Annotated in this window: 10 protein-coding genes and 1 tRNA gene; 7 read left to right on the forward strand and 4 right to left on the reverse strand. The window is 69.3% G+C overall.

Going from position 1 to position 12,623, the window contains the following annotated elements; genetic code table 11:
- Positions 1 to 70: 70 nt before the first annotated feature.
- Both ACGFU7_RS15175 and ACGFU7_RS15180 read left to right on the forward strand, forming a co-directional pair.
- On the forward strand, positions 71 to 1,630 hold the full coding sequence (locus ACGFU7_RS15175) for an aldehyde dehydrogenase family protein (protein ID WP_393695859.1): 1,560 nt from the start codon (positions 71 to 73) through the stop codon (positions 1,628 to 1,630).
- A 184-nt stretch (positions 1,631 to 1,814) separates the two neighbouring features.
- A tRNA-Leu gene (locus ACGFU7_RS15180) sits at positions 1,815 to 1,899 on the forward strand.
- Positions 1,900 to 2,008: 109 nt separating this feature from the next.
- Here ACGFU7_RS15180 and ACGFU7_RS15185 read toward each other — a convergent pair.
- Together ACGFU7_RS15185 and sph are read right to left on the reverse strand one after the other, a co-directional pair.
- Positions 2,009 to 3,469 (reverse strand): amino acid permease, encoded by a 1,461-nt coding sequence (locus ACGFU7_RS15185; protein WP_393695861.1) that lies wholly within the window; start codon positions 3,467 to 3,469, stop codon positions 2,009 to 2,011.
- A gap of 352 nt (positions 3,470 to 3,821) precedes the next feature.
- A complete protein-coding gene (sph, locus tag ACGFU7_RS15190; RefSeq protein WP_393695863.1) occupies positions 3,822 to 4,805 on the reverse strand; it encodes a sphingomyelin phosphodiesterase in 984 nt (327 codons plus the stop codon).
- 391 nt (positions 4,806 to 5,196) lie between these two features.
- On the opposite strand from sph, the gene ACGFU7_RS15195 reads away from it, so the two are divergent.
- From ACGFU7_RS15195 to rbsD, 5 genes are read left to right on the forward strand one after another with little or no spacing between them, the layout of a single operon-like run.
- The gene (locus tag ACGFU7_RS15195) at positions 5,197 to 6,213 is read left to right on the forward strand and encodes a LacI family DNA-binding transcriptional regulator (protein WP_393695865.1); all 1,017 of its coding nucleotides are present in this window, start codon (positions 5,197 to 5,199) and stop codon (positions 6,211 to 6,213) included.
- Positions 6,210 to 7,760 carry a sugar ABC transporter ATP-binding protein gene (locus ACGFU7_RS15200; RefSeq protein ID WP_393695867.1) on the forward strand — a complete coding sequence of 517 codons (1,551 nt, stop codon included), beginning with the start codon at positions 6,210 to 6,212 and terminating at the stop codon, positions 7,758 to 7,760. The genes ACGFU7_RS15195 and ACGFU7_RS15200 overlap by 4 nt, the downstream gene beginning before the upstream one ends.
- Complete coding sequence (locus ACGFU7_RS15205; RefSeq protein WP_393695868.1) at positions 7,750 to 9,723, forward strand: substrate-binding domain-containing protein; 1,974 nt, start codon at positions 7,750 to 7,752, stop codon at positions 9,721 to 9,723. The genes ACGFU7_RS15200 and ACGFU7_RS15205 overlap by 11 nt, the downstream gene beginning before the upstream one ends.
- A gap of 40 nt (positions 9,724 to 9,763) precedes the next feature.
- A complete protein-coding gene (locus ACGFU7_RS15210) occupies positions 9,764 to 10,684 on the forward strand; it encodes a ribokinase (protein WP_393695870.1) in 921 nt (306 codons plus the stop codon).
- Positions 10,681 to 11,070 carry a D-ribose pyranase gene (gene rbsD / locus ACGFU7_RS15215; protein WP_393695872.1) on the forward strand — a complete coding sequence of 130 codons (390 nt, stop codon included), beginning with the start codon at positions 10,681 to 10,683 and terminating at the stop codon, positions 11,068 to 11,070. The genes ACGFU7_RS15210 and rbsD overlap by 4 nt, the downstream gene beginning before the upstream one ends.
- Positions 11,071 to 11,302: 232 nt before the next feature.
- Here rbsD and ACGFU7_RS15220 read toward each other — a convergent pair whose 3' ends face one another.
- Entirely contained in the window at positions 11,303 to 11,950 is a 648-nt protein-coding gene (locus ACGFU7_RS15220; RefSeq protein ID WP_393695874.1) for a class F sortase, read from the reverse strand.
- A gap of 169 nt (positions 11,951 to 12,119) precedes the next feature.
- Positions 12,120 to 12,554: a hypothetical protein gene (locus ACGFU7_RS15225; RefSeq protein ID WP_393695876.1), complete on the reverse strand. Its 435-nt coding sequence runs from the start codon at positions 12,552 to 12,554 to the stop codon at positions 12,120 to 12,122.
- Positions 12,555 to 12,623 lie beyond the last annotated feature (69 nt).

Consider the following 12,623-nt stretch of genomic DNA (forward strand, 5'->3'; position numbering starts at 1 on the left):
GGATCGCTACCGTCCGGTACGCGCCATCCCAAGCTCCCGCCCCGACTGTGCACCGAGAGCGGAGAACAACATGGCCCCGACAATCACCCCGAGCCCGGCCCTCACCCTCAAACCAGGCACAGCCTGGACCGACGCCTGGCACCGCTGCCTCACCACCGCCCCCGAGGCCTTCCACGACGACCGCGTCCTGAACCTCTGGGCGTCCACCTGGCAGCAGGACGGCCGCGCCCTGCCCGCCATCAGCCCTGTGGACGGCACCCCTGTCGCCGGTCCTCCCCGCCTCGACGCTCCCACCGCCCAGCAGGCGGTCCGCGCCTCCCTCGACCAGCACCGTGCATGGCGCCACATCCCCCTCCCCGAGCGCAGCGCCCGCGTGGCAGCCACCCTCGACGCCCTCACCGAACACCGCGAGCTGCTCGCCCTCCTCCTCGTCTGGGAGATCGGCAAAACCTGGCGCCTCGCCCAGGCCGACGTCGACCGCGCCATCGACGGCGTGCGCTGGTACGTGGACAACATCGACCGGATGCTCGATTCCCGTACCCCGCTCCCCGGCCCGGTCTCCAACATCGCCAGCTGGAACTACCCCATGTCCGTGCTGGTCCACGCGATGCTCGTGCAGGCCCTGGCCGGCAATGCGGTCATCGCCAAGACCCCGACCGACGGCGGCGTCGCCTGTCTCACCCTGGCCTGCGCGCTCGCCGCCCGCGAGGGCATCCCCCTCACCCTGGTCAGCGGCAGCGGAAGCGAACTCTCCGCGCCCCTCGTCCGCTCACCCGAGGTCGGCTGCGTCTCCTTCGTCGGCGGCCGGGACACCGGAGCCCGTATCGCCACCGCAGTCGCCGACCTCGGTAAGCGGCACATCCTGGAGCAGGAGGGCCTCAACACCTGGGGCATCTGGAACCACACGGACTGGGACGCCCTGACCGCCGTGATCCCGAAACTCTTCGACTACGGCAAGCAGCGCTGCACCGCCTACCCGCGCTTCGTCGTGCAGCGCAGCGCCTTCGACCAGTTCCTCTCCGCCTACCTTCCGGCCGTCCGCTCCCTGCGCATCGGTCACCCGCTCGCGGTCGCGGACCCCGCCGACCCGCTCCCCACCCTGGACTTCGGCCCGCTGATCAACGCGGCCAAGGCCAAGGAGCTGGCCGACCAGGTGGCCGAGGCGATCGACCGCGGCGCGGTCCCGCTGCACCGGGGGGCGGCGTCCGACGCCCACTTCCTCCCGGGGCAGGACACCAGCGCGTACCTCCACCCGGTCACCCTCCTCAACCCGCCGCCGTCCTCCCCGCTCCACCATGCGGAACCCTTCGGCCCGGTGGACACGATCGTCCTGGTCGACACGGAGGCGGAGCTGCTGGCCGCCATGAACGCCTCGAACGGCGCGCTGGTCGCCACCCTGTCGACCGACGACCCGGCCACGTACGAACGACTGGCCCCACAGATCCGCGCCTTCAAGACCGGCCACGGCACCCCCCGGTCCCGAGGCGACCGCGACGAACTCTTCGGCGGCTTCGGCGGCTCCTGGCGGGGCGCGTTCGTGGGCGGCGAGCTACTGGTACGCGCGGTGACGGACGGCCCGGCGGGGGAGAGGCTGCCGGGGAACTTCCCGGACTATCACCTGATGCCCTGACCGCCGGACAGCACCATGCGTACGTGCACGGCGACGGACCGTACGCACGACAGGGCGAAGTGCGCCGGATCGCGCCTCCAGCGTCCGGCGCACCGCACTGACCACCGGAAACGCAGGTGAGAGGCGCCCCGAACCCCTGGTATTGTTTTCCATGTCGCCGCGGGAAACCGGGGCCGACCACCTGGTCCGGGTGGCGGAATGGCAGACGCGCTAGCTTGAGGTGCTAGTGCCCTTTATCGGGCGTGGGGGTTCAAGTCCCCCCTCGGACACAAGCTGAGACCCCAGTTGATCTGGGGTCTTTTGCGTTTCTGGGCGGTGGTACGGGAACGGCCCCCGCGGAATTGTCACCGCGGGGGCCGTCGCCGTTACCGAGCGAGGTCAGGCGTTCTCGCGCTCCTGCACCAGGTCGTTCACCCGGCCGCGGACGACGAACCAGCCGCCGACCAGCGCCGCCGCGATCAGCGGCAGGCACAGCACGGTCGTGCGGCCCACTCCGCCGCCCCACCACATCAGGAACACGACACAGGCGAGGAACGCCAGCGTGACGATCTGCGTGTACGGGGCCCAGGGCAGCCGGTACGAGGGGCGGGTGACTCTGCCGTCCTGCGAGCGGTGCCAGAACAGCAGCGAGCAGAGCATGATCATGCCCCAGGTGCCGAGGATGCCGATCGACGCGAAGTTGAGGACGATCTCGAACGCCTGGCCCGGCATGACGTAATTGAGTACGACGCCGAGTACACCGAAACCGGCGGTCAGCAGGATGCCGCCATAGGGCACCTGGCCCTTGTTCATCCGGCCGGTGAACCTGGGCGCGGAGCCCGCCAGTGCCATGGAGCGCAGGATGCGCCCGGTGGAGTAGAGACCGGAGTTCAGGCTGGAGAGCGCCGCGGTCAGCACGACCAGGTTCATCACACCGGCCGCGCCCGGAATACCGAGCTTGTCCATGACGGTGACGAAGGGGCTCTGGTCCGCCGAGTACGAGGTGTACGGCAGCAGGAGGGCCAGCAGCACCACCGAACCGACGTAGAAGAGGCCGACGCGCCACATGATCGAGTTGATCGCCTTGGGCATGATCTTCTCGGGGTTCTCCGTCTCACCCGCGGCGACGCCGCACAGCTCGACGGAGGCGTACGCGAACACGACGCCCTGGATCACCATCAGCATCGGGAGCATGCCGGTGGGGAAGATGCCGCCGCTGTCGGAGATGGTGGAGATGCCCGGCGTGTGACCGTCCACCGGGTGCTGGGTGACCACCAGGAAGATGCCGATGAGCATGAAGGCCACCAGGGCGGAGACCTTGATGATCGCGAACCAGAACTCCATCTCACCGAAGTACTTCACCGAGATGAGGTTGGCGGTGAGGACGACGGCGAGGGCGATCAGCGCGAGGATCCACTGCGGGATGTCGCTGAACATCGCCCAGAAGTGCGCGTAGGTGGCGGCCGCGGTGATGTCGGCGACGGCGGTGGTCGACCAGTTCAGGAAGTACAGCCAGCCGGCTGCGAAGGCGCCCTTCTCGCCCATGAACTCGCGGGCGTACGAGACGAAGGCGCCGGAGGAGGGCCGGTAGAGGACCAGCTCGCCGAGTGCGCGGACGACGAAGAAGGCGAAGACACCGCAGACCGCGTAGGCAATGGCGAGCGAGGGGCCCGCACCGGCCAGTCGCCCGCCCGCGCCCAGGAACAGGCCGGTGCCGATCGCGCCGCCGATGGCGATCATGTTGATGTGTCGGGACTTGAGGTCCTTGCTGTAACCGGCATCGCCGGCGTCCCGGTGGGGGGAGCTCGTTGCCGGTGGGGCGGCGGCGAGCGTTTCGGCCGCAGTGGTGCGGTCACTCATGGAGGAGATTCGCCTTTGTGAGGGGAAGGTGGGCGGTCCCGGCCATGGCCGGCCAGGGAGTCGTCACCGTGCACGGCTCAACGGACATCATCGGGGAGTCCTGTGATTCTGGCAGTGCCCAACATCACTCAGGAACAAATCTGAGGTACTTCAGAGGTTACGGGTCAGTAAATAAAGGGGGTGCCCCGGTGCGACGGGGCGGCGGGGGCACCGGGTGACCGTGGCGCCACTTCTTTCGGTTCGACGAGTGCAAATCGCTGCGGCGGGTCGGTTCCGGGAGGGGGTGAGGCGGAGCGCAGGGGTGGTGGCGCTCCGCCTCAATCTGTCCGACCGGTTTGCCTGAGGCGTCCCGCTACCGCGCCGCGGAAGCGATCAGCGGGTAGTGGTCGGAGAGGTTCGTGTACGTGTAGTCCGTGCCCCAACTGGAGACGGTCCAGGGTGCGCTCTGCTCCTTGACCACCTCGTTCGTCCAGCCGGCCGGCTTCGCGTGCCCGGCGCGGTGCAGGACGTAGTCGAGGTCCTCGCGGGGGTCGTCGGGGTAGCGGTCGGCGGCGATCGAGTTTTCCTGGGTGTCGAAGGAGTACGCGTGCCCGGTGCGGGCATCGGCTCCGGTCAGCCCGGCGTCGGCGAGCATCGACCCGTACTCGGGGGAGCGGGAGTCGACGTTCATGTCGCCTGCCACGATGACCTGTTCGGAAGCGGGGATGTTCTTGGCGTCGAGGAAGGCGTCGATCTGCTTGAACTGCCGACTGCGCATCTGCGCCGCCTCGCCCGCCTTGCATCCCGAGTCGGTCGACTGCGCGTGAGTCCCCACCACATGGACCTTCGTGCCGTTCACGTTCAGTTCGGCGTAGACGAAGCCCTTGTTGGACCACCAGTCGCTGCCGCAGGCGTCCTTGTAGATGTACTGCTCCTTGCGGACGATCGGCCACTTGCTCAGTACGGTGACGCCGCCGTCCTCCGGGGTGGTGGCCGAGTAGGCGCCGCCCGTGGCATCCCAGCCGCTCTCGCTCCGGCCCACCACCGGTGTCTGATACGGGTATTGCGTGGACGCGTTCCGCGCCAGTGCGTCGGAGGCGGAGTTGTCGAACGCCTCCTGGAGCACGACCACGTCATGGCCCTGGAAGAAGGACGCCTTCGGTATCTCCGCCGCTCGGTGGTCCTGTCCCCAGTTCGGGTAGAGGTTCTTGCTCATGAGGAACGTGTTGTACGTGAGTACCCGCAAGGAGGGGACGTCGGCCGCCGACGCCTGAGGGGCGTTGGCGATCAGCGTGACGGCGGCGAGTGCGGCGGACAGGGTCACGCCGGAGGTGCGGCGGAGCGCGGTGAGCGGCACGGGGTCTCCTGCTTCTGCTGAGGGGGGTGGAACAGGCGAAACACATCCAATCAGCGGGAGTTACCCATGGGTAGACGTCGGGTGTCCGGAGTCTCTCCATCGGCGTACCAATGGTGGCGGAGATCCGCCGCGCTCCGACGGCGCGGCGTGGCCCTGTCCGGATCCGGGTCCGTGAACGCCGACGATCGTGGCTGCTGCCGCTCTGTATGCCGCCCCTTGCGCCGCTCCGACCCTCGCCCCGGCTTCCCCCTTCGTCACGATCAGGTCTCGGACACCCGGTGAGGTCTTGTTTTCAGCCATGTAATCGATTCCAATCATGCGTGTAATCGATTCCACGGCTCTGGACCGCTGGTTTCGAGGCTCACGGAAACCACAAGGAGGTGGTCCGGAAATGGCGAGCATCAAGGATGTCGCGGCCGAGGCGGGAGTCTCCGTCGCCACGGTCTCCCGCGTTCTCAACAGCCATCCCTCCGTCAGCCCCGACGCGCGCAGACGCGTCCTCGCCGCTGTCGATGTCCTCGGCTACCGGCCCAACGCCGTTGCCCGTTCGCTGCGCACCGATCAGACGCGCACCCTCGGCCTGGTCATCAGTGACGTACTCAACCCGTACTTCACCGAGCTGGCCCGCTTCGTCGAGGAGGAGGCCCGCGCGCTCGGCTACAGCGTCATCATCGGGAACGCCGACGAGCGGCCCGACCTGCAGGAACATCACGTTCGTACGCTCCTCGACCGCCGGATCGACGGACTCCTCGTCTCCCCGGCCGACGGGAGCTCCCCGCTCACGCCGGGTGCTGCGGGCAGCGGCACACCGATGGTCTTCGTGGACCGCTGGATCCAGGGTGTGGATGTCCCCGTCGTGCGTGCCGACGGCCGCGACGCCATCCGGGACCTGGTTGCCCACCTGCACCGCCTCGGCCACCGCAGGCTCGCGATCATCGCGGGCCCGGCGGCCACCACCACGGGCAACGAGCGAGTCGAAGCCTTCCGCGAGGCGCTGCGCGAGCACGGACTCGCGCTGCCCGACACCTACATCGGCCAGGGCGACTTCCGGGCGGACAGCGGGCGCCGCGCCACCGAGCGCTTTCTGGCCCTTCCCGAACCCCCCGAGGTCGTATTCGCCGCCGACAATCTGATGGCACTCGGCGCGCTGGACGCGATCCGCGCACGCGGGCTGCGCGTCCCGCAGGACATCGGGCTCGCGGCCTTCGACGACATCCCGTGGTTCCTGCACACCGACCCGCCGATCACGGCAATCGCCCAGCCGACCGGAGAGCTGGCCCGAGCCGCCGTGCGGGCGCTGGTCGACCTCATCGAGGGACGGTCCCCGCAGTCGGTCACCCTTCCCGCCAGCCTTGTCGTACGCAGTTCCTGCGGCGAGCACGCGTCGAACCGGAGGAGCAACCCGTGAGCACTCAGGACGAGTTGCTGCGCATCGAAGGCGTACGCAAGACCTTCCCCGGCGTGGTCGCGCTCGACAGCGTCGACTTCGACCTGCACGGCGGCGAAGTGCATGTCCTGCTCGGTGAGAACGGAGCGGGCAAGAGCACCCTCATCAAAATGCTCTCCGGCGCCTACCGCCCGGACAGCGGCCGGATCTTCGCCCAGGGGCGTGAGGTCCGCATCCACAGCGCACAGGACGCCGAACGGCTCGGAATTGCCACGATCTACCAGGAGTTCAACCTGGTACCCGATCTCACGGTCGCCGAGAACATCTTCCTCGGCCGGCAGCCGCGCCGCTTCGGGATGATCGACCGGCGTCGCATGGAGGCGGACGCCGAGGTGCTCCTGCGCCGGGTCGGCCTGCACGTCTCGCCGAAGGCCAAGGTGCGCGAACTGGGCATCGCCCGGCTGCAGATGGTGGAGATCGCCAAGGCGCTCAGTCTCGACGCACGCGTCCTGATCATGGACGAGCCGACGGCGGTCCTCACGTCCGAGGAGGTCGACAAGCTCTTCCGGATCGTGCGGCAGCTGCGCGAAGAGGGTGTGGGGGTCATCTTCATCACCCATCACCTCGAAGAGATCGCGGCGCTCGGCGACCGGGTCACGGTGCTGCGCGACGGCCGCAGCATCGACCAGGTGCCCGCCTCGACCCCCGAGGCGGAGCTCGTACAGCTGATGGTGGGACGCAGCATCGAGCAGCAGTACCCGCGGGAGCGCCCGAAGGCCGGAGAACCCCTGCTCGCCGTACGCGGGCTGACCCGGAACGGCATCTTCCATGACGTCAGCTTCGACGTGCGGGCGGGTGAGGTCGTCGGCCTCGCAGGCCTCGTCGGCGCCGGACGCACAGAGGTCGCCCGTGCCGTCTTCGGCGCGGACCCCTATGACGCGGGCACCGTCGACGTACGCGGCGAGCGGCTGGCCAAGTACGACGTGACCGCGGCCATGGGTGCCGGGATCGGCCTCGTGCCCGAGGACCGCAAGGCCCAGGGCCTGGTGCTCGACGCCTCCGTGCAGGAGAACCTCGGCCTGGTCACCCTGCGCTCGGCGAGCCGTTCCGGGCTCGTGGATCTCAAGGGACAGCGCACGGCCGCCGCCCGGATCGCCGAACAGCTCGGGGTGCGGATGGCGGGCCTCGGCCAGCATGTCCGCACCCTCTCCGGTGGCAACCAGCAGAAGGTCGTCATCGGCAAGTGGCTGCTCGCCGACACCAGAGTGCTGATTCTCGACGAACCGACGCGCGGTATCGACGTCGGCGCCAAGGTCGAGATCTACCAGCTCATCAACGAGCTGACGGCCTCCGGCCACGCCGTGCTGATGATCTCCAGCGACCTGCCCGAAGTCCTCGGCATGAGCGACCGGGTGCTGGTCATGGCGCAGGGCCGTATCGCCGGAGAACTCCCCGCGCACGAAGCGACCCAGGACGCGGTGATGGCGCTCGCCGTCAGTACCGCCCCCACAACAACTCCCGCAACAACTCCGGCTGTGAACGAAGAGGAGAGCCCCCGTGGCCACTGACACGCTCAAGAGCAATACGGGCGCGAGTGGCGCCGCAGGACGTACGGTCCGCCGCCTCCTGCTCGACAACGGCGCCCTGAGCGCTCTGGTCGTCCTGCTGGTGGCGATGTCACTGCTCTCCGGCGACTTCCTGACCACCCAGAACCTCCTGAATGTCGGCGTGCAGGCCGCCGTCACCGCGATCCTCGCGTTCGGCGTCACGTTCGTCATCGTCTCCGCCGGCATCGACCTGTCCGTCGGCTCGGTGGCCGCGCTCTCCGCGACCGTCCTCGCCTGGTCGGCAACCTCGGAAGGTGTGCCGGTCTGGCTGGCGGTCGTCCTCGCCGTAGCCACAGGCATCGCCTGCGGCTTCGTCAACGGCGCCCTCGTCTCGTACGGCAAACTGCCGCCGTTCATCGCGACACTGGCCATGCTCTCCATCGCGCGCGGTCTGTCCCTGGTCATCTCCCAGGGCAGCCCGATCGCCTTCCCCGACTCGGTCTCCGTGCTCGGCGACACGCTGGGCGGCTGGCTGCCCGTCCCGGTCCTCGTGATGATCGCGATGGGCCTGATCACGGCACTGATCCTGGCCCGTACCTACATCGGCCGTTCCATGTACGCGATCGGCGGCAACGAGGAGGCGGCCCGGCTCTCCGGACTGCGCGTCAAGCGGCAGAAGCTGGCCATCTACGCCCTGTCCGGCCTCTTCGCCGCGGTCGCGGGCATCGTCCTCGCCTCCCGTCTGACCTCTGCACAGCCGCAGGCCGCGCAGGGGTACGAGCTCGACGCGATCGCAGCGGTCGTCATCGGCGGCGCCAGCCTGGCGGGCGGCGTCGGCAAGGCGTCCGGCACCCTGATCGGCGCGCTCATCCTCGCCGTGCTGCGCAACGGACTCAACCTCCTGTCCGTGTCCGCCTTCTGGCAGCAGGTCGTCATCGGTGTCGTCATCGCCCTCGCGGTGCTGTTGGACACGCTGCGCCGCAAGGCCGGTTCCAAAGCCGCCTCGTCGGCCGGTTCCTCCGGCGCACCGGGATCACCAGGATCCGGCGGCAAGCGAGCGGGAGCGGTCAAGTTCGGGATCGCCGCACTCTGCGTGGCCGTCGTCGTGGGCGCGGTGTCCTACTTCAACTCCGGCTCCTCCGGCGGCAACACCAAGGTGGGCATGTCGCTCTCCACGCTCAACAACCCCTTCTTCGTGCAGATGAAGGCAGGCGCGCAGGCGGAGGCGAAGGCGGCCGGGGTCGATCTCACCGTCACCGACGCGCAGAACGACGCCTCACAACAGGCCAACCAGCTCCAGAACTTCACGAGTTCCGGAGTGAAGTCCATCATCGTCAACCCGGTGGACTCGGACGCGGCCGGCCCCGCCGTACGGAGCGCCAACAAGGCGGACATTCCGGTGATCGCCGCGGACCGGGGCGTCAACAAGGCGAAGACCGCGACGCTCGTCGCCTCCGACAACGTCGCGGGAGGCAAACTCGCCGCCGCGGCGCTGGCCGACAAGCTCGGTGGCAAGGGCAGCATCGTCATCCTGCAGGGCACCGCGGGTACCTCCGCCAGCCGCGAGCGCGGCGCGGGCTTCGCCGAAGGGCTCAAGGCGTACCCCGGCATCAAGGTCGTCGCCAGGCAGCCCGCGGACTTCGACCGCACCAAGGGCCTGGACGTCATGACCAATCTGCTCCAGTCCCACCCCGGTATCACCGGTGTCTTCGCCGAGAACGACGAGATGGCGCTCGGCGCGGTCAAGGCACTCGGCAGCAAGGCAGGTAAGTCGGTGTCCGTCGTCGGATTCGACGGAACTCCGGACGGGCTGAAGGCGGTTGAGGCAGGCACGCTGTACGCGTCCGTGGCCCAGCAGCCGAAGGAACTGGGCAGGATCGCCGTGCAGAACGCGGTGAGGGCCACAGAGGGCAAGAAGGTCGACAGCATGGTGAAGGTGCCGGTCAAGGTCGTCACCGAGAAGAACGTCGCCGACTTCTCCTGAGCGGGACCTGAGCAGTGTCCGACCACGTAAGGCAGGAACAATGCACGAGAACGACCACTACCGGTACGACCTGCTGGTCGTGGGCTCGGCCAACGCCGACCTGGTCATCGGTGTCGAACGCCGCCCCGCACCCGGTGAGACCGTGCTCGGTTCCGATCTTGCCGTCCACCCGGGCGGCAAGGGAGGAAACCAGGCGGTGGCCGCAGCCCGGCTCGGGGCCGTCACTGCCCTGCTGGCCCGGGTCGGCGACGACGCCCACGGCCGCCTGCTGCTGGAATCGCAGCGGGCGGCGGGCGTCGATACCAGCGGCGTCCTCGTGGGCGGGGCACCGACGGGAGTCGCGCTGATCACGGTCGACCCCTCGGGCGACAACAGCATCGTGGTGTCCCCGGGGGCCAATGCCCGGCTGACCCCGGAGGACATCAGGGCGGCCGGATCCCTGTTCGGGGCGGCCCGGGTGGTCTCCGTACAGCTGGAGATTCCGCTGGAGACGGTCTCCGAAGTGGCCGGTGCAATGTCGCCCGGCACCCGGCTGGTCCTGAACCCGTCCCCGCCCGCACCCCTGCCCGACCAGGTGCTGACCGCCTGCGACCCCTTGGTGGTCAATGAGCACGAGGCGCGCTACATCCTGGGCGAAGCCGCAGGCACCACGCCTCAGGAGTGGGCGCGAGCACTGATGGAGCTCGGCCCGCAGTCGGTCGTGGTCACGCTGGGGGCGGCGGGCGCACTCGTCGCCGACAGCCGCCGGGACGACGTCGTACGCGTACCGAGCCCCAAGGTCGAAGCCGTGGACACGACCGGGGCGGGTGACGCGTTCACCGCAGCCCTGGCCTGGCGGCTCGGCCTGGGCGAGGAGCTCAGCGAGGCTGCCGCGTTCGCCGTCGGGGTGGGCGCGGCGGCCGTCACCAGGCAGGGCGCGCAGGCGTCCTTCCCGACCGCAGAGGAAGTCTTCGCGCTGTGAAGAAGGCAGGAATTCTCAACCGCCATCTCGCCGGGGCACTGGCCGAGCTGGGCCACGGCGACGGGGTCCTGATCTGCGACGTGGGCATGCCCATCCCGGCCGGCCCCCGGGTCGTCGACCTGGCCTTCCGGGCCGGCGTCCCGTCGTTCGCCGAGGTGCTCGACGGACTGCTGGACGAACTGGTGGTGGAGGGCGCGACAGCGGCGCAGGAGGTACGGGAGGCCAACCCGGAGGCCGCACGCCTCCTGGACGAGCACTTCCCGGGACTCGTCCACGTACCGCACGAGGAGCTCAAGGACCTTTCGGCGGGCGCCCGGCTGGTGGTGCGGACGGGGGAGGCGCGGCCGTACGCGAACGTGCTGCTGCGGTGCGGGGTCTTCTTCTGACCCGAGTGGGATGGCCCCGGAGCCGGTGAACAGGAGTCCGGCCATTCGCAGCGCCGGTGTGGGGGAACAGGTCCCCCGTCAGCCGAAGGCCCCGATGTGTGTCGCGGCGCAGGTCGAACGTTCAGATGTATGTCGCGGGCGCGGTCCTCGAAGCGACGTTCGCTGTCAGACATCTTCCGGGTCCGCTCCGTCCTGGCCCGCTCCCTCCTGGTTCCGGCACCCGCCCTCGACGTCAGCTCCGGGCGGCGTACACGATGAGGTTGTCCACGGGGTGGCCCTGCGCGTCGAAGGCGCCGTCGCAGGTGATGAGACGCAGGACGCGCTCGTTGGTGGCGCTGTAGACCTTCTTGGTCGGGAAGGCCTTCTTGCTGACGGTCTCCGTGCCGGTGACCCTGAAGTGGATCTCCGCTCCCCGGTCGTTGCGGATCGCGATGTCCGCACCCTTGCCGATCTTCTTCAGATCGTGGAAGACGGCCTTCCCGAAGCGGGTGTCGTTGTGCCCGATGAGGACCGCGGCGCCACGCTCGCCGGGGGCGGCGCCACCGGTGTACCAGCCGACCGTCATGCCCTTCTCTGCGGGTGGGACCTGGACGGTGCCGTCCTCGTTCAGACCGAGCCGCATCAGTGAGCTGTTCACCCCGATCGAAGGGATGCTGACATGGGTGGGGCTCGCCGCGGACTTCGGCTTCCCGGACTTCTCCGTCCCCTTGGGCCCCGTGTCCTTCGGGGAGTTGACGGAGCCCGGGACGCTGGATGAACTGCCGCTGCTGTGCTGGGCGGCGGACGAGGAGTCCACGGCGTCCGAGGAGCAGCCGGTGAGGGCGAGGCAGGCGAGCACCGGAAGTGTGACATGCCAAAGCGACATGGGTGTACGGGACATGGGGGCTCCAGAACGGGACGGAGATGGGCAGTGGCGCCGCCCGGGACGGGGCGGCGCCACGAGGAAAGGTCAACTGCTCTGCACGGTCAGTTGTCGTGCGCGGTCAATTGCCTTGTATGTCAATTGCCGTGCATGTCAGTTGCTGTGAAATGACTGTCGCGTCGGCGGCTCAGCGGCCCTGCTGTGCGGCGGAGCGGCGGCGCAGCACGACCGTTCCCGCTCCCGCGAGCAGAAGAGCGGCTGCGGCCGACCCGGCAAGGGCGGTGGTGCTGTCGCCCGAGGTCCCGGCCGGTCGCTCGCCCGCGGCGACGCCACCGCGCGGAGCGGCGGCGGAACGCTTGCCCGCGGCCGAACGCTCGACCACGGCCGGGGCGGGACTGTCGCCCGCAGCAACACCGCCACGGGGCGTCACCGACGGCTCCGAGCCCCGCGTGGGCGTGGCGGTGGCACCGCTCCCGGCGGGTGCGGCGGACCGCTCGACGGACGGGGCCGAAGGCGCGGGCGTGCTGTCGGCGAAGGCCGCGGCGGACGGGACGAGCACCGCCCCGGCCGCGACAGCGGCAAGGACGGCGGTACGCAGGGACAGACGGTGGTGCATGGGCATGGCTCCATTCCAGGTCGGCCTCGGTGGTGCCCGGAAACCGGATCGCACCGGGCGCGAGGCATGCCGACA

The sequence above is a fragment of the Streptomyces sp. NPDC048473 genome (assembly GCF_043200155.1).
Lineage (GTDB): Bacteria > Actinomycetota > Actinomycetes > Streptomycetales > Streptomycetaceae > Streptomyces.

Excerpts from the sequence above, each read along its gene's own strand:
- ACGFU7_RS15210 (WP_393695870.1), top strand. The coding sequence starts at position 9,764 with ATGCACGAGAACGACCACTACCGGTACGACCTGCTGGTCGTGGGCTCG.
- ACGFU7_RS15185 (WP_393695861.1), bottom strand. The coding sequence starts at position 3,469 with ATGAGTGACCGCACCACTGCGGCCGAAACGCTCGCCGCCGCCCCACCG.
- ACGFU7_RS15225 (WP_393695876.1), bottom strand. The coding sequence starts at position 12,554 with ATGCCCATGCACCACCGTCTGTCCCTGCGTACCGCCGTCCTTGCCGCT.
- ACGFU7_RS15195 (WP_393695865.1), top strand. The coding sequence starts at position 5,197 with ATGGCGAGCATCAAGGATGTCGCGGCCGAGGCGGGAGTCTCCGTCGCC.
- ACGFU7_RS15175 (WP_393695859.1), top strand. The coding sequence starts at position 71 with ATGGCCCCGACAATCACCCCGAGCCCGGCCCTCACCCTCAAACCAGGC.
- ACGFU7_RS15220 (WP_393695874.1), bottom strand. The coding sequence starts at position 11,950 with ATGTCCCGTACACCCATGTCGCTTTGGCATGTCACACTTCCGGTGCTC.